This is a genomic window from Mycobacterium sp. 360MFTsu5.1 (assembly GCF_000383495.1).
GTDB classification, from domain to species: Bacteria; Actinomycetota; Actinomycetes; order Mycobacteriales; family Mycobacteriaceae; genus Mycobacterium; species Mycobacterium mucogenicum_B.
The window spans coordinates 125,741-140,917 of the sequence record NZ_KB911467.1 but is presented as its reverse complement, the minus strand read 5'-3'; the positions used below and the strand labels follow the sequence as shown (position 1 = coordinate 140,917).

20 protein-coding genes and 1 pseudogene are annotated in these 15,177 nt (G+C 65.7%); 10 read left to right on the top strand and 11 right to left on the bottom strand.

What is annotated here, in order from left to right:
• The first annotated feature begins 36 nt into the window (after nucleotides 1–36).
• Nucleotides 37–768 carry a SigB/SigF/SigG family RNA polymerase sigma factor gene (locus tag H289_RS0115540; RefSeq protein ID WP_081633444.1) on the top strand — a complete coding sequence of 244 codons (732 nt, stop codon included), beginning with the start codon at nucleotides 37–39 and terminating at the stop codon, nucleotides 766–768.
• On the opposite strand, the gene H289_RS30595 is transcribed toward H289_RS0115540, so the two are convergent.
• From H289_RS30595 to H289_RS0115525, 3 genes are all read right to left on the bottom strand, one after another.
• Complete coding sequence (locus H289_RS30595) at nucleotides 750–986, bottom strand: CDGSH iron-sulfur domain-containing protein (RefSeq protein ID WP_081633426.1); 237 nt, start codon at nucleotides 984–986, stop codon at nucleotides 750–752. The genes H289_RS0115540 and H289_RS30595 overlap by 19 nt on opposite strands.
• On the bottom strand, nucleotides 983–1,660 hold the full coding sequence (locus H289_RS0115530) for a methyltransferase (protein ID WP_051128506.1): 678 nt from the start codon (nucleotides 1,658–1,660) through the stop codon (nucleotides 983–985). Before H289_RS0115530 ends, H289_RS30595 begins: the two co-directional genes overlap by 4 nt.
• 122 nt (nucleotides 1,661–1,782) lie before the next feature.
• Entirely contained in the window at nucleotides 1,783–2,547 is a 765-nt protein-coding gene (locus tag H289_RS0115525) for an endonuclease/exonuclease/phosphatase family protein (protein WP_029105290.1), read from the bottom strand.
• Nucleotides 2,548–2,602: 55 nt separating this feature from the next.
• Here H289_RS0115525 and H289_RS0115520 point away from each other — a divergent pair, with 55 nt between their 5' ends.
• The 3 genes from H289_RS0115520 (at nucleotide 2,603) to H289_RS33430 (ending at nucleotide 3,633) form a co-directional block, all read left to right on the top strand.
• Nucleotides 2,603–3,151, top strand: a complete 549-nt coding sequence (locus tag H289_RS0115520; protein WP_020101722.1) for a nucleotidyltransferase family protein — start codon at nucleotides 2,603–2,605, stop codon at nucleotides 3,149–3,151.
• A gap of 84 nt (nucleotides 3,152–3,235) precedes the next feature.
• The gene (locus H289_RS0115515; RefSeq protein WP_090562272.1) at nucleotides 3,236–3,448 is read left to right on the top strand and encodes a hypothetical protein; all 213 of its coding nucleotides are present in this window, start codon (nucleotides 3,236–3,238) and stop codon (nucleotides 3,446–3,448) included.
• A 29-nt stretch (nucleotides 3,449–3,477) separates the two neighbouring features.
• A complete protein-coding gene (locus tag H289_RS33430) occupies nucleotides 3,478–3,633 on the top strand; it encodes a DUF6131 family protein (protein WP_020101720.1) in 156 nt (51 codons plus the stop codon).
• Between the two features lie 29 nt (nucleotides 3,634–3,662).
• On the opposite strand, the gene H289_RS34080 is transcribed toward H289_RS33430, so the two are convergent.
• From H289_RS34080 to H289_RS0115495, 3 genes are all read right to left on the bottom strand, one after another.
• Complete coding sequence (locus H289_RS34080; RefSeq protein ID WP_020101719.1) at nucleotides 3,663–4,412, bottom strand: DoxX family protein; 750 nt, start codon at nucleotides 4,410–4,412, stop codon at nucleotides 3,663–3,665.
• A 73-nt stretch (nucleotides 4,413–4,485) separates the two neighbouring features.
• Complete coding sequence (locus H289_RS0115500; RefSeq protein ID WP_020101718.1) at nucleotides 4,486–4,692, bottom strand: Rv3202a family protein; 207 nt, start codon at nucleotides 4,690–4,692, stop codon at nucleotides 4,486–4,488.
• Between the two features lie 98 nt (nucleotides 4,693–4,790).
• Nucleotides 4,791–5,090: a hypothetical protein gene (locus H289_RS0115495; protein ID WP_020101717.1), complete on the bottom strand. Its 300-nt coding sequence runs from the start codon at nucleotides 5,088–5,090 to the stop codon at nucleotides 4,791–4,793.
• Nucleotides 5,091–5,233: 143 nt separating this feature from the next.
• On the opposite strand from H289_RS0115495, the gene H289_RS0115490 reads away from it, so the two are divergent.
• From H289_RS0115490 to H289_RS0115480, 3 genes are all read left to right on the top strand, one after another.
• A complete protein-coding gene (locus H289_RS0115490; protein WP_036420671.1) occupies nucleotides 5,234–6,256 on the top strand; it encodes an iron-containing redox enzyme family protein in 1,023 nt (340 codons plus the stop codon).
• Between the two features lie 75 nt (nucleotides 6,257–6,331).
• A complete protein-coding gene (locus H289_RS0115485) occupies nucleotides 6,332–6,892 on the top strand; it encodes a hemerythrin domain-containing protein (protein ID WP_029105287.1) in 561 nt (186 codons plus the stop codon).
• Between the two features lie 131 nt (nucleotides 6,893–7,023).
• A complete protein-coding gene (locus tag H289_RS0115480; RefSeq protein ID WP_020101714.1) occupies nucleotides 7,024–7,437 on the top strand; it encodes a low affinity iron permease family protein in 414 nt (137 codons plus the stop codon).
• 9 nt (nucleotides 7,438–7,446) lie between these two features.
• On the opposite strand, the gene ctaD is transcribed toward H289_RS0115480, so the two are convergent.
• Nucleotides 7,447–9,126, bottom strand: a complete 1,680-nt coding sequence (gene ctaD, locus H289_RS0115475) for an aa3-type cytochrome oxidase subunit I (RefSeq protein ID WP_029105286.1) — start codon at nucleotides 9,124–9,126, stop codon at nucleotides 7,447–7,449.
• 73 nt (nucleotides 9,127–9,199) lie between these two features.
• Here ctaD and H289_RS0115470 point away from each other — a divergent pair, with 73 nt between their 5' ends.
• Nucleotides 9,200–9,736, top strand: a complete 537-nt coding sequence (locus tag H289_RS0115470) for a Dps family protein (protein ID WP_020101712.1) — start codon at nucleotides 9,200–9,202, stop codon at nucleotides 9,734–9,736.
• On the opposite strand, the pseudogene H289_RS30585 reads toward H289_RS0115470, so the two are convergent.
• A pseudogene (locus H289_RS30585) lies at nucleotides 9,727–10,695 on the bottom strand (TIGR03557 family F420-dependent LLM class oxidoreductase). The gene H289_RS0115470 and the pseudogene H289_RS30585 sit on opposite strands and share 10 nt — an antisense overlap.
• Nucleotides 10,696–10,778: 83 nt before the next feature.
• On the opposite strand from H289_RS30585, the gene H289_RS0115460 reads away from it, so the two are divergent.
• Nucleotides 10,779–11,441, top strand: coding sequence for a PAS and ANTAR domain-containing protein (locus tag H289_RS0115460; protein ID WP_020101709.1), 663 nt, complete (start codon nucleotides 10,779–10,781; stop codon nucleotides 11,439–11,441).
• Nucleotides 11,442–11,471: 30 nt separating this feature from the next.
• Nucleotides 11,472–12,497 carry an Rv2578c family radical SAM protein gene (locus H289_RS0115455; RefSeq protein ID WP_020101708.1) on the top strand — a complete coding sequence of 342 codons (1,026 nt, stop codon included), beginning with the start codon at nucleotides 11,472–11,474 and terminating at the stop codon, nucleotides 12,495–12,497.
• Nucleotide 12,498: 1 nt separating this feature from the next.
• On the opposite strand, the gene H289_RS0115450 is transcribed toward H289_RS0115455, so the two are convergent.
• From H289_RS0115450 to H289_RS0115440, 3 genes are read right to left on the bottom strand one after another with little or no spacing between them, the layout of a single operon-like run.
• Nucleotides 12,499–13,503: a zinc-binding alcohol dehydrogenase family protein gene (locus H289_RS0115450; RefSeq protein ID WP_029105284.1), complete on the bottom strand. Its 1,005-nt coding sequence runs from the start codon at nucleotides 13,501–13,503 to the stop codon at nucleotides 12,499–12,501.
• Between the two features lie 20 nt (nucleotides 13,504–13,523).
• On the bottom strand, nucleotides 13,524–14,504 hold the full coding sequence (locus H289_RS0115445) for an Acg family FMN-binding oxidoreductase (RefSeq protein ID WP_020101706.1): 981 nt from the start codon (nucleotides 14,502–14,504) through the stop codon (nucleotides 13,524–13,526).
• Between the two features lie 49 nt (nucleotides 14,505–14,553).
• Nucleotides 14,554–15,171 carry a TetR/AcrR family transcriptional regulator gene (locus H289_RS0115440; protein WP_020101705.1) on the bottom strand — a complete coding sequence of 206 codons (618 nt, stop codon included), beginning with the start codon at nucleotides 15,169–15,171 and terminating at the stop codon, nucleotides 14,554–14,556.
• Between the last annotated feature and the right edge of the window lie 6 nt (nucleotides 15,172–15,177).

Genomic DNA, 15,177 nt, shown 5'->3' with positions numbered 1-15,177 from the left:
GATCAAAGTCCTGACGAATACGCGGACGTGGTCGCGATGGTCGCGGTGCTCCGTCAATTACCGCCCGACTCGGACGCCTACGCGCGTCAACTCGAACGGATCGTGCTGCGGTGCTGCCCGCTGGCGGACCGGGTGGCCCGCCACTTCGACCGCCGAGGCGAGAACCTCGAAGACCTGATCCAGGTGGCCCGGGTGGGGTTGCTGCAGGCGGTCAACCGATTCGATCCCGCGCGGGGATCACGATTCGTCGCGTTCGCCCTTCCCACGATGATGGGGGAGTTGCGCCGGTACTTCCGTGACTATGGCTGGAAAGTGCACGTACCCAGGCGAATTCGCGATCGGCAGCACGATATTGCCTGTGCTACTGCATATTTGACGAGCGACCTGAGAAGGGCGCCGAGTATCGAGGAGCTCGCCAAGGAACTGGAGATAGACCGTGACCAGGTCGTCGAGAGCATCGTGGCAGCCAAGGCGTATCAGCCCCAGTCGCTCGACGTGAACGTCAGCGACGACGATGCGCGCGCGCAGGCGCTGGGTGACTCGCTCGGTGAGATGGACGCCGGCTTCGACCGTGTGACGGATCGCGAATCGGTACGGTCCCTGCTGGCGGCGCTGCCTCGACGCGAGCAGAAGGTGCTTTATCTGCGGTACTTCGGTGCCATGACGCAGCGTCAGATCGCCGACTCGATCGGCGTTTCCCAGATGCATGTGTCACGGATACTGGACCGCACCTTGCGCGATTTGCGAGCTCAAGTGGGTTGCGCCTGATCGACGCCGGACTTTCGGCCATCGGCGGCAGAACGGTTCTGTCGCCGATGGCTGGTGTCGCACCACGGATACGTTTTGCTGCGCTGGCAGCAGCAGATGGCGACCATGAATCTGTCGGAGCAGACCCGGGTGCCGTCTTCCAGTTCGACCTCGACCGGTCCCTGGATCAACATCGGGCCGCGGGGGACGATGCGCACGGTTCTTCGGCTGGGGCTCATGGCTTCACCGCCTTGATGGCGGCCAGTTCTTCGGTGCGTCGTCCGGGCGTCAAGCGACCGGTGTCTTCCAGCCAGCGTGCCCGTGCGGTCATCACGGGCCCGAACGGGATGGTCCGGCGCGCCACCACAGCGGCCTGAAGTCCGCCGTCCCGCAAGGCGGTGACGCTGCTCGCGACACCGGCGAACTCGGACTGAACGATGAGCAGTGTGCCACCGCGCTTGAGCAGTGCGGGTGCCGCGGCGCAGAGCGGATCGAGGATGAGTCGGCCGTCGGGACCGGCATTGAACGATGTGGGCGGGCCGCCGGCGCCGACGATCACCGGCTCCCGGCTCGCGGGCTCCGGCACGTACGGCGGGTTGCACAGCACCAGGTCGAACGGCTCGAGTTCCAGTGCCGCCGACCAGGAACCGAGCCGCGCATCGATCGGGGATTGGGCGAGTCGAGCATTGGCGCGGGCCGCCGCGATGGCGGCGCGTGACGTATCGAAGGCGACGACGCTGTCTGCTCCGGCACCGGACGCAGCAATCGCTGCCACCCCGCTTCCCGTACACAGGTCCGCGACGCGCATACCCGCCGGGTGGCAGCAGTGGTGCATGGTATCGATCAGCAGTCGCGAATCATGTTGCGGTAGATATACGTTTGCGCACTCGCGGGAGATTTCGGAGCTCAGCATCGGGCTTCCTCTCTGGATTCAACCTCTCCGATATAGCCGCGAAGTTGTATCGGCAAACGCATCGAATCGGTAACGCGGCTCGAGGTGAACGGTTTTGATGCCGCCGGAACGGGTAACTACCGTCAATGCCGGGTCACGGTGACAGCCAAGGGACGGTGATCCGAGAGTTCCACCCGCGGGGTGGCATGTCGGAGCACGGTCAGCTGCCGGTCGTCGGTGAGAAGGTGGTCGAGCTGCTGAGTCGGTTCTTCGGCCGGGAAGGTGTCGGCACACGCGAGCGGGCGCATGCCCGTCCAGCGCACCGCCGGCCCTGTCGCCATGTTCAAGTCGCCGGCGATGATGTGCGGCCCCGGCAGGGCGCGAACGGTACGGGCCAGCTGCCGCAGTTGATGCCGATTCCAGCCGGGCACGAACGACAAGTGCGTACCGGCGATCGTCATGGCGCCCAACGGCGTATCGAGCCGTGCGAGCACCGCCGCGCGGGGCTCCTCGTGCACGATCATCACTTTTCCGGGGACCGGCAGATACATCGGAAAGCGGGTCGGTATCCGCGGCAGCCGCAGTACCTGCCAGCTGGTCGCCGGATAGCGCGAGAGCAGCGAGATGCCGTATGCCGCCGATTCCGGATGTTCCTCGCCGGTGGCCGCGATCCAGGTGGCGCCCGGCGTTCCGGTGATGGCGGCGACGAACCGGTGCGAGACCGCGTTCATCACTTCAGCCGCGATGGCGGTCAGATCCGCTCGGCCGGAACGCGATTGGTCGAAATCCACTTCCTGCAGCGCCAGGATGTCCGGGTCGAGAATGCTGATACTGCGGCGCAGCCTGTCGAGGTGGACGCCGTCGCCGACGGTGCGGCCGTGCAGGATGTTGAAGGTCGCGAGGCGCATCGAAGTCATGATGTCTCGATACCCGCGAATACCGGCTTTGATCGCGCGGTCCGTCATGTGTCCTGAGCGCACCCAACTGCGAGATGCACTGCGCGCCGCGGCGAGTGCCTTCAAGGCCAATGCCCAGAGCTTCGCCCTTGCCGGCAGCTACGCCCTGTGGGTCCACGGCGCCCCGGAGCCCGATCACGATGTCGACTTCGTCGTGCCTGAGGAGGACACCGAGTCGGCGGTGAAAATCCTGGGGCAGAACGGCTTCGACATCGAGCGGACACCTGAGGATTGGCTGTTCAAGGCGCACGTCGACGGCGTCCTCGTCGACGTCCTGCACCGGCTCAACGGTGTGCCGGTGGACTCCGCCCTGCTCGCCGGCGCCGTGGTGCGTGAAGTGCTGGCCATCTCGATGCCGGTGCTGACCCCCGATGCGGTGATCACTCAGAAGCTGCTGACCCTCAATGAGCACCACTGTGACTTCGCTCCGCTGCTGCCGGCGGTGCGCGCTGTCCGTGAGCAGCTCGACTGGCCGCGCATTCGAGAGCTGGTGGCCGGGAACGACTTCGCCATGGCGTTCCTCGAGCTGGCGACACGTCTTCGGCTGGACCAGTGACGGCTTTCCCGCGCGTTAGTTTGCCATCACGCGCCCATGGGTACTTCTTTTCATGAGACCAGAGAGGTCTGTGTAGGAGGAGCCATGTTGCGAGGAAGCGTGGGCGTCATCGTGGTGGTCTGGCTGCTGATCGGTGTATTGGCAGCTTGGCAGCGCGACTATTTCCGCGGCGGCGACACCAGCTGCGGCTCGGCAGGGCGTATCGCGCTGACCGTGGTCGCTGGGCCGTTGAACTACGCCGGGGTCAATCCGAAGGTCGTCGATTGCCGACTGCCACAACCAAGTGCGATGCGGTAAGCCGCGTCTGAGATAAGGAAACGATCATCATGATTGCTTTGGGAGTAGTCCTGCTCATCCTGGGCTTCGTCTTCAACGTGTATCTGCTGTGGGTCCTGGGCATCGTGCTCGTCGTGGTGGGCGCGGTCTTCTGGCTCCTCGGGGCGGCCGGTCATGCCGTCGCCGGACGCCGTTACTGGTATTGACACGACGCGAGGGGGCGAAAGCCCGGGCCTCAGGCCCGGGCTTTCGCCTTCTTCGCGGTAGTGACTGCGGTGTCGGCCAGCTCCGAAGCACGCGCGCTGGCCTTCCGGTAGGCCGATTCCGCATACGGGGCAGCCTTTTCCAAGCCGTCTCCTAGGGTGTCGGCCAATTCAGAAGCACGCGCGCTGGCTTTCCGGTAGGCCGATTCCGCATAGGGGGCAGCCTTTTCCAGTCCGTCCTCCAATTTCTCGCGCGCGACGCCGGCGAGTTCACGGCCGTGCTCGAGCGCGACTTCCGTCCGCGATGGGACGGTCGATGAGAGGGCCTCGGCTGCCCGTTGCGCGGCCCGCCGTCCCCGCCAGCCCAGCGACGGCTTTCCGGCGGTATCCGCCGAGGCGAGGATCAGACCGCCGAGCAGGCTGAGGTCGGCCAGGAAGCCGCGGCGCTTGGCGGCCTTCGCCTCGGGATCGTTCTCGGTCCAGAACATGTGGTGCCCCAGGTTTGCCGGAATCACCGTCGCGGCGAGTACCGCCGAGGCCACGCGTGGGATGCGTCCGGTGGCCAGCAGCAGCCCACCGGCGACCTGGGCGGCCGCGGTCGCCTGCGCCACGGCGACGGCGTTGGACGGCACGTTGCGTGCCACGGGATCCGGCATGTCCTTCAGGCCGTCGAGCGCCGGCTGTACGGCCTCGGCGCCGGAGTCGGTGTTCAACAGGGTTTCGACGCCCTGTCCGATGAACGCGGTGGCAAGAAGCGGGCGGGCGATCCTACGAATGATCATGGAGCAGGGATTTCCCGTGCGGCTTGCGCCCAAACATCATCCTGGCGCGGGATAGGCGAGCGGCGTGTCCATCTCAGGCGTCGCGTCCGAAATCGTCTTCATCGGCGTCTATTTCGACGTCCGTGGTCTGCTCCACCCAATCGTGCGGGGCGGCCTCCGTCGGTGGGTTGTCGCTGCCGGTGACCGCTGCTTCATCGTCGAGGACCTGTTCGTGGACGTCACGCGACTGCTCGACGGCGTCCGCGTCGGGAACTGCGTCCGGGAACTGTTGTGGTGTCATGACAGAGCAGATACCCGGCCCGCCCGCCGGAAAACACTTCGTGTTCAAGGGGCCGGGCGAGATCGACTGCGCGGCAAGGGAGATATCCCGGCTCCGAGTCAGCTCGTCGGCGGCGTCCGCGGCTCACCAGGATGCGAGTGGAGATAGTCGAGCTCACGGCGCCGGATGCGGCGGTGCCGCGTGAAGAGCCACGCGCCACCCACCACAGCCAGCACGGCCGCGATTGCCAGCGTCACTCCACCTGTGTCCGGTTGAGCCTCGGCGAAGAAGTACAGGCTCACGACCAGGGTGGCAACTGCGAGGGCAAGAGCCACCAGACCCGGAGCATTCGTGCCGTCCTTGAAGGATTCGCCGGCATGCGGCCGGGTGGTGCGAGCATGGTCGACGGGGTCTTTCATGGGATGCCTCCTGGGGATAAGTCCTCGACGTTCTAATGCCCGGCGCAGCGCGGTTCTACACCCGCCGTGCCGACGCCTACACCCCGTGAGCCGCAGTGCCAGCGGGTTTAGCTGCCCGTGCCTGCGGGTATCGGGGAGGTCTCATGTGCACAGAAGAACTTGTTCAGCCTTTGCTGCCGGATCCGCGCGGTCCATTGTCGAGTGTGGTGACCGGACTGCTGGGGGAGCGACTGCCCACGCAGTATTTGGCGCGGATACAGCTACCACTACTCGCGAACACCGATCCCTTCGGACTCGACCTGCAGTTGGCGCTCTACGTCTGCTACGAGCTGCATTACCGGGGCTTCACCGGCACCGACGAGAAGTGGGAATGGAACCCCGCGCTCCTCGATGTTCGCCATCGTCTCGAGGAGCGATTCCTCGCCGCCGTCCGGGAGCTCGTCGGTGACATCAGCCCCGACAGTACGGCGCACGCCGAGCTGAATCGCTGTGACACCGAACTTGTCGATGACTCGAGTCTGTCTGTGTACCTGCAAGATCAGGCGACGTGGCCGCAGATGCAGGAGTACTTCGTCCACCGGTCGCTGTACCACCTGAAGGAAGCCGACCCGCAGTCGTGGATCATTCCGCGGTTGACCGGACGCGCGAAAGCCGCGCTGGTGGCAGTGGAATACGACGAATACGGCGGTCGGGGCGGCTACGCGACCATGCACCAGCGCCTGTTCGCCGATCTGCTCGACGCCGCGGATCTGCGCAGCGACTACCTGCACTACCTCGGCAACGCGACGGGCAGCACGCTGGCCGCGGTGAACCTCATGTCGATGTTCGGTCTGCATCGTCACCTGCGCGGCGCGGCCGTCGGCCATTTCGCCGCGACCGAACTGACCTCGTCGCCGGCATCGCAGCGAATAGTCAAGGGCCTCAGGCGACTTGGCGCCCCGCGGCCGTGCGTCGACTTCTATCGCGAGCATGTCGAGGCCGACGCGGTTCACGAACAGGTGGTCCGCAAGGACGTCGTGGCAGACCTGCTGTCGCGTGAGCCGGGCCTGGAACTGGACATCGTGTTCGGCATCCGGGCCTTCGACGCGATCGAGGGACGGCTCGCCGATCACATGCTGTCCAGCTGGGCGGCGGGGTGCCCGTCGCTGCACCACTGGCCCGTTTGACCTCCGGCGCACCGGGTAACCGGTGGGGGACGCGCTCACAGCCCGGGCGCGTAAGACGTTCCCACAGGAGGAAATATGGCTTCGCATGCCCTCAAAACCCCGTCTGATGTGATCGATCTCCTCACTGATCAGCACGAGCAGATCAAGTCACTGTTCACGGAGACCCTGGTGCTGACCGGCGACGAGAGAGCGAGGTCGTTCCGGGATCTGCGCCGGCTCCTCGCGGTGCACGAAACGGCCGAGGAAGAGATCGTCCATCCGCGCGCGAAGCAGAAGCTGCCCGGTGGCGCGAAGGTTGTCGACGCCAGGCTCGAAGAGGAGCACGAGGCGAAAAAGCTTCTCGCCGAAGTGGAATCGCTCGATGTCGATAGCAAGGAGTTCACCACCAAGCTGACGAAACTCCGCGACGCGGTGATCGCGCACGCCGAGCATGAGGAGGCCGAGGAGTTCGCCAAGCTCGGAACCGAGCTGTCGCAGACGGAACTCCAGCGCATGGGTGAAATCGCCAAACTCGCCGAAGCGGTCGCACCGACCAGGCCACACCCCGGTGTGGAGTCCCCGGTCGCGAACCTCATCGTCGGGCCGTTCGCAGCCATGCTGGACCGGGTACGGGACGTGATCTCGAGCGCCCGCTGACCGACGATCGCTGGGTGTATTCGAATCCGATGCGTCCCATGCCAAGTCGAACGGCCATGTTGGTGGAGTTCCTGGTGAGTTTGTCTCCGAACCTTCCGGGGTAAACAACGGTGCTCAGGAAAGGACGCGCCATGACCGCCTCCGATAATGCCGTCGCTGACGTGATGCCGTCCGGTGTCACCGGCAAGGTGTCCCCGTTCGACCGATTCGCCACCAGCACGGCCGAAATCGTTTCCCGGGCCTGGTTCTTCCTGGCCTGCGTGCTGCTGGTGATCGTCTGGGCGCCGACGTTCGCCCTCATGACCGTCGACACCTGGCAGCTGGTCATCAACACGATCACGACGATCATCACGTTCCTGTTGGTCGCCCTGCTGCAGAACACCCAGCGGCGTTCGGATGACGCGATTCAGCACAAGCTCAACGCCGTCGCCGACGCCCTGGCAGATTTGATGCACCACCTGGGCGACGAGAACGACAGCATTCGCGACGACGAGAAAGAACTGCGGGAGGCCGTCGGTCTCGAAGAACGCGAAAGCACCGGCTGACGGTGACCGTCACCGGCCGACGTGCGACTCGTTACGCATCCGTTCTGTCATGTGGGGGTAGTGCAGCTCGAAAGCCGGCCGCTCCGAACGGATTCGGGGCAGCTCGGTGAAGTTGTGCCGCGGCGGCGGGCAGGTCGTGGCCCACTCGAGCGAGTTGCCGTGGCCCCACGGGTCGTCGACGACGACGGGCTCGCCGTAGCGCCAGCTCTTGAACACGTTCCAGACGAACGGCAGCACCGACAGCGCAAGGATGAAGGACCCGATGGTGGAGACCAGGTTGAGGGCGTCGAAGCCGTCGCCGGGCAGGTAGTCCGCATAGCGGCGGGGCATGCCCGCATCGCCCAGCCAGTGCTGCACGAGGAACGTGGTGTGGAAGCCGATGAAGGTCAACCAGAAGTGCAGCTTGCCGAGGCGCTCGTCGAGCAGCCGTCCGCACATCTTCGGGAACCAGAAGTAGATGCCGGCATAGGTGGCGAACACGATGGTGCCGAACAGCACGTAATGGAAGTGCGCCACAACGAAATACGAGTCCGTGACGTGGAAGTCGAGCGGCGGGCTGGCCAGCAGCACGCCGGAGAGTCCGCCCAACAGGAAGGTGACGAGGAAGCCGACCGAGAACAGCATCGGCGTCTCGAAGGTCAACTGCCCCTTCCACATGGTGCCGATCCAATTCCAGAATTTGATGCCGGTGGGGACCGCGATCAGGAACGTCATGAACGAGAAGAACGGCAGCAGCACGGCACCCGTGGCGAACATGTGGTGCGCCCACACCGCGACCGACAGCACGGTGATGGCCCACGTAGCGTAAATCAGTGTGGTGTAACCGAATATCGGTTTGCGCGAGAACACCGGAATGATCTCGGTGACGATGCCGAAGAACGGCAGCGCGACGATGTACACCTCAGGGTGCCCGAAGAACCAGAACAGGTGTTGCCACAGGATCGTGCCGCCATTGGCCGCGTCGTAGATGTGCGCCCCCAGGTGACGCTGCGCGAGCAGACCGAACAGCGCCGCGGTCAGGATCGGGAAGGCGAGGAGGATCAGCACGCCGGTGGCCACGATGTTCCAGGTGAAGATGGGCATGCGGAACATGGTCATGCCGGGGCAGCGCATGCAGACCACGGTGGTGATCATGTTGACCGCACCGAGGATGGTGCCGAGTCCGGACACGATCAGGCCCACGGCCCACAGGTCCCCACCGGACCCCGGCGAATGGGCAGCGTCGGACAACGGGGTGTACCCCGTCCACCCGAAATCCGCTGCGCCGCCGGGCACGACGAATCCGGCCAGCACCATCAGCCCACCGAACAGGAACAGCCAGAACGACAGCGCGTTGAGGCGGGGGAAGGCGACGTCCGGTGCGCCGATCTGCAGGGGCAGCACGAGATTCGCGAAACCGAACACGACGGGGGTCGCGTACAGCAGCAGCATCAAGGTGCCGTGCACGGTGAACAGCTGGTTGTACTGCTCGTTGGACAAGAACTGCAGACCGGGCGTGGCGAGCTCGGTGCGCATCAGCAATGCCATGATCCCGGCGCTGAAGAAGAACGCGAACGACGCCGCCAGGTACATCTGGCCGATCAGCTTGTGATCGGTCGTGCTGACGAGTCCGTACAGGACAGCGCCCAAACTCTTGCGGCGCGCCGGGAACGGCCGCTGCGGCGTCAACGGCACTTCGACAGCAGTCACCCCGGGGCGGTACCCGGGTCGCCCTGGTACTAAACGGTGTTTGCCCCCGATGCCGTAGGGGTAGAGGCAACCAATGAGCGAATTCACCATTCCAGGGCTTTCCGAAGAGCAGAGCAGCCGGATCCGAGAACTGCTGCAAATCCAACTGAGCACGTACAACGACCTGCATCTCACGCTCAAGCACGTGCATTGGAATGTTGTGGGCCCCAATTTCATTGGCGTGCACGAGATGATCGATCCGCAGGTCGAGCTGGTGCGGGGTTACGCCGATCAGACAGCCGAACGCGTCGCGGCGCTCGGCGCGTCGCCCGACGGTACGCCGGGGGCGATTCTCAAACATCGCACCTGGGACGACTACTCGATCGGCCGTGACACCGCGCAAGCGCACCTCGCGGCGCTCGACCTGGTCTACGACGGCGTCATCAAGGACGCGCGTAAGTCGATCGAAGAACTGGACGAGCTCGATCTGGTCACGCAGGACATGCTGATCGGTCAGGTCGCCGAACTGGAGAAGTTCCAGTGGTTCGTCCGCGCCCACCTGGAATCCGCCGGCGGCGAGCTGGCCACCGGCGGTGCTCACACCGAGCGCCAGGCCGCGGCTCAGGCGTAAGCCGACTCCTGGAATTCCGGTAGTACATCGCGCCCCCAGGCGTCGAAGAAGCCGTCCATGTCCGGGCCGATCTGTTGGACGTAGATTTCGTCGACGCCGGCGTCGACGTACTTGCGCAACTGGGCGACATGGGCGTCGATGTCGGGTCCGCAGACGATCGCGTCGGTGACGGCCTCGCGCGTCACCAGGCTCGCGGCGGACGCGAAATCCGTTGGCCTGGGCAGAATCTGGTTGAGTTGTCCCGGTAGCTGCTCGGTGGCCCACAAACGGTGCGCCGTGTCGGCCGCGAATTCCGGGTCCAGGTCCCAGCAGACCTTCATCCCGGCCTGCACCGGCTTGCGGCCGCCGCCGGCCTCGCGGAACAGCGCAACGCGATCGGCGTCGGGCATGGTGATGCAGTAGCCGTCACCGATCCGCCCTGCCAGCCGGGTTGCCTGCGGGCCGAAACCCGAAATATAGATCGGTATGCGGTGGTCCGGCAGCGTGTAGATGCGCGCGTCCTGGACGTGGAAGTAGCGGCCGTCGTGGTTCAGTTCTTCGCCGCGGTGCAGAGCCCTGATGAGCGAGACCGCTTCGGCGAGTCGGTCCAGCCGTTCACCGGCCGAGGGCCACGGGTCGCCGAGGATGTGCTCGTTCAGCGCCTCTCCGCTGCCGACTCCGAGCCGGAAGCCGCCGCGCAGCTGCACGGCGGCTGTCGCGGCGGCCTGCGCGATGATTGCGGGATGTATCCGGAACGTCGGGCACGTGACGGCGGTCGTCACGGGTAGTGCCGTCACCTCGGACAGCGCGCCCAGAATGCCCCAGACGAAGGGGCTTTGGCCCTATTCGTCGTTCCACGGGTGGAAGTGGTCTGATACCCACAGCGCGTGGAATCCGGCTTCCTCGGCTCGTCTGGCCTGAGCGATCAGGTCGTGGGGATTGAACTGTTCACAGCAGAGGAAGTAACCGATATGCGTCATGTGGGCCGCGTACCCGGCAAGTGAGGCGGACAATCCCGCTAGGGAGTTACGATGATTACGGCCACCTGCCACCACATAACGACATGAGTGAAACCGACGGCGAAATCGCCGAGTCCGAGTCCTGGGACGTCGCCGCCGTGTTCAGCGGCGGCGCTGAGCAGCATGTCGGCAGCTTTCAGTTCAATCTCGCCGAACAACGGTGGGTGTGGTCTGAAGAGGTGGCCCGCATGCACGGCTACGCGCTGGGGGAAGTGGAGCCCACCACCGAATTGCTGTTGAGTCACAAGCATCCAGACGACCGGGCCAAGGTCGCCGAGATTCTCGAGCGGGTGCAGACGGGTGGGTTGTTCAGCAGCCGGCACCGCATCGTCGACGCCGACGGGAGGATCCACTGGGTGGTGGTGGTCAGTGACCGGATGACCGACGACGACGGTGAGGTCACCGGCACGCACGGCTACTACATCGATGTCACCGCCGGCATCCAGTCCGACCTCACCACGGCCATGGCCTCGGTGGTGGAGTCGCGCGCCGTGATCGACCAGGCCAAGGGCGTCCTCATGGCGGCGTACGGCATCGACGCCGACCGTGCCTTCGAGATTCTGAAATGGCGCTCGCAAGCCACCCAGGTGAAGCTCAGGACGGTCGCTGCCCGGTTGTTGGACGCCGTCATTCGCGAAGGACTCGCCCCTGACACCGTCAGCGCGATCGACCATCTGTTGCTCGTCGACGGACCCAGCGAGACTTGACAAAGCATCGAACAATTGTTCGAATGAAGTGTGCGGTGGGACGGGCAGACGGTGGCGCGGGCCGAGGCGGACGGCGCGCTACCCGGCCTGGAACGGCTCGGTCTGGTGCGCAGCGTCCGGGTTCCCAAATTCGACGGCATCACGTTCCATGAGGTGCTCTGCAAGTCGGCGCTGAACAAAGTGCCGGAAGCGTCGAATCTGCCGTTCCGGTACACCGTCAACGCCTACCGTGGCTGCTCGCACGCGTGCCGGTACTGCTTCGCCAGGCCCACGCACGAGTATCTGGACTTCGACTCCGGAAATGACTTCGACCGGGAACTCATCGTGAAGACGAATGTCGCGGAAGTGTTGCGGCGGGAGCTCTTTCGGCGGTCGTGGACGCGTGACGCCGTCGCACTCGGTACCAATACCGATCCCTATCAACGCGCCGAGGGCCGGTACGCGCTGATGCCGGGAATCATCGCGGCGCTGACGGATTCGGGAACGCCGTTCTCGATCCTGACCAAGGGCACGCTGCTGCGCCGCGACCTGCCACTGATCGTCGACGCGGGCACCCGCGTGGGGGTCAGCGTCTCGGTGTCGCTGGCGATGCTCGACCCCGATCTGCACCGGTCGGTCGAACCCGGGACCCCCACGCCGGGCGCACGATTGGAGCTCATCTCGGCCATTACGGCGGCCGGGCTCGACTGCCACGTGATGGTGGCGCCGGTGCTGCCGTACCTGACCGACTCGGAGGCGCATCTGGAGGCGTTGCTGTCGCGCATCGCGGCGGCCGGTGCCACGGGTGTGACGGTCTTCGGACTGCATCTTCGCGGCGCGACGCGTGGCTGGTTCCTGGCGTGGCTGGGCTCGACGTATCCCGAACTGCTGCCCAAGTATCGCGAATTGTACGGGCGCGGTGCGTATCTCGGACCGGAGTACCGCGAACGGTTGCGTAATCGGGCCGCGCCACTGGTCGCGCGATACGGCCTGGGCGGCCGGGCGAACAGACTTGACACCGTGCGTACCGCCCCGGCGGCAGTGTCCGCCGGGGCGGTGCAGCCTGCGTTGTTCTGAGTCAGCCGACGTGGAGGACCGCGGCGCCCGAGATACGTCCGGCGGCCAGATCGCCCAGGGCACGGTCTGCCTGGTCGAGAGGGTAGATCGGGGCCGTGACATCGATGTGGTGGGTGCCGGCGAAGGCGAGGAATTCCCGGGCATCGGCGCGCGTGTTCGATGCCACCGACCGCACCTGGCGTTCCTGGAACAGATGGCGCTGGTAATTCAGTTCGGGGATGTCACTGAGATGAATGCCGGCAATCGCCAGGGTGCCGCCACGATCGAGGGCTTCGAGCGCCGGCAACACCAGATCACCCACGGGCGCGAACAGGATCGCGGCGTCCAAGGCGACCGGTGGCCGCGCCGTGGCGCCCTGGGCCGAGGCGGCACCGAGGTCGAGCGCGAGTTGCTGGGCAGCCTCGCCGCGGGTCATGACGTGCACCTCGGCGCCCTGGGCGAGCGCCACCTGCGCGGTGATGTGGGCACTGCCGCCGAAGCCATAGATTCCGAGCCGGCCACCGGCGGGTAGGTCGGCCCGAAGCAGCGACCGATAGCCGATGATGCCGGCACACAGCAGCGGTGCCAGTTCGGCGTCGGTGTATCCCGTGGGCAGCCGGTGGACGTAATCGGCTGGTGCCGTGATGAATTCGGCGTAGCCGCCGTCGGCGTCCCAGCCGGTGTAGCGGGAATGCGGGCACAGGTTCTCGGCGCCGCGGAGGCAGAATCGGCAGCTGCCGCAGGTGTGCCGGAGCCAGGCCACCCCGACCCGATCACCGACGGCGAGCTGCGGGTGGGCGTGTTCGCCGACCGCCACCACCTCGCCCACCACTTCGTGGCCCGGGATGACGAGCGGTCGGTGCACCGGCAGGTCACCCTCGGCGATGTGTAAGTCGGTGCGACACACACCGCACGCCCGCACGGCGATGAGCACTTCACCGTCACCGGGCGCGGGGACATCGACGGAGCCGAATTCGAGTGGACCGCGCGCTATCGGCGCGGGCTCACGCACTCGCCATGCGCGCATGAACCCAGCCTACGTCGGGGTCAACCGGCCCGGACGTGAAAGACGTCCGACAAGGGGCGGCGCGGTGTCGGCGGTGGCACATCGTCGAATTCGGGCGCGACGCCGATCCGGACCAGCGCCTGCGGTAGTGGATGGCCCGTGAGCGTACCGATGATGTCGCGGGTGGCAGGGTGCTCGGTCACATGGGTCAGGGTGCAACTCGCCAGCCCGGCGGCGGTGGCTTCGATGAGCACCGCCGACAACGTCTCGCCACAGGCCAGGATGCTCTGCGGGGTGTCGTCGAACGCCGAGATCACCACGATGGTGGCCTGATCGTCGCCGCTGTGCTGCCGTCTTTCTTTGGTATGCGTCACCGGGAAAGTCCGTCCGACCTCGACCCGATCCGATTCCGCGGCCGAAACCAGTGCGCTGTGCGGAATTCCGGTGGTTGCCCCGAAAGGAGCTGTCCACCAAGCCAATTCAGCATGGTATGACGTGTCGTACATGCGCAGCGCCTCGGCGAGATGGGAGGCCTCGGCTACTTTGTCCCGCTGCTGCGGCGTGATCAGGTCGACGTGAGTGGGTCGGTCCTCGACGGCCAGTCGCAGGAGCATCTCGAACGCCGCCAGGTTCTCGACGGGGTCGTAGGGCAGCCGGTCCGAACGTCGACGCGCGATGGCGTCGGCGTCCCGGCGCTGGGCAGTTGTGACGCCGGCCGACTGGCGGAACTCGATATCTGCCAGGTGGTGGCGGTTGTTCGGATTGGGAAAACGGTCCACCAGGATCTCCCAGCCGCGCGCGGCCATGACCACGCGCAGATGGTCCAGGGCCGCGCCGCAGCTCAGCAAGGCCTGGCGGCCGGAGCTGTCGGTGTCCACCAACTGATCGGGATCGAGGAAAAGCCGCAAGGTTGTCGATTCGAGCACCCAGATCCACGGCTGGCTGTTGTGGAACGACGGTGCCCGGCAGGCCGAATGAACTGCGTCCTCGATCTCCCCAAGCGCAACGGCGGTTTTCATCATGTGCCCACATTGCCCCGCCGCGAAGCGGCTCAGACAGGGCCAGAAGTCATCAGTTTTCCAACGCGCGCAGGCAGAACGCGTAGATGCGCTCGCTGCCGATCGGCGTGAGGTCCAGGCCCGGCCCCAGTGCACGCAGTCGCAGGGCGCCGAAGATGGTCTGCATGACCAGCGCCGCCGTGGCTTCGACGTCGAGGCCGGAAGCAAAGGTGCCATCGGTCATTCCGCGTTCGACGATGTCGACGATGAGCGCGTGCAACGGTGTGAGCACCCGGCCGTAGTCGTCCGGCATCGTTTCGGCCAGGCGGTCGTGGTAGAAGGTCAGCCCACGATTGATGCGGTCCTGGGTGCTCGACGCGGGCGGCACGCAGATGCGGTCGACCAGCTCACGCAGCGCGTCCCCGGGGCTCAGCTCGGCCGCCTCGGCCTGCCACGTCGTGGTGAACTCGGTCAGCATCGCGTCGATCAGCGCCAGCACCAGCTCGTCCTTGGTGGCGAAGTGCTGATAGAAGGCCCGCAACGACGTCTTCGAGCGCTCCACGACCTGGAGCACCGTGAACTCCGTGCGGCCGGTCTCACCGAGGATGTCGAGGGCCGAGCGCATGAACTGTGTGGCGCGCGCCTGCGCGTCGAGACTGTTGTTTGCCACCTCGGCGTTCGACTTCGCCATGGCGAC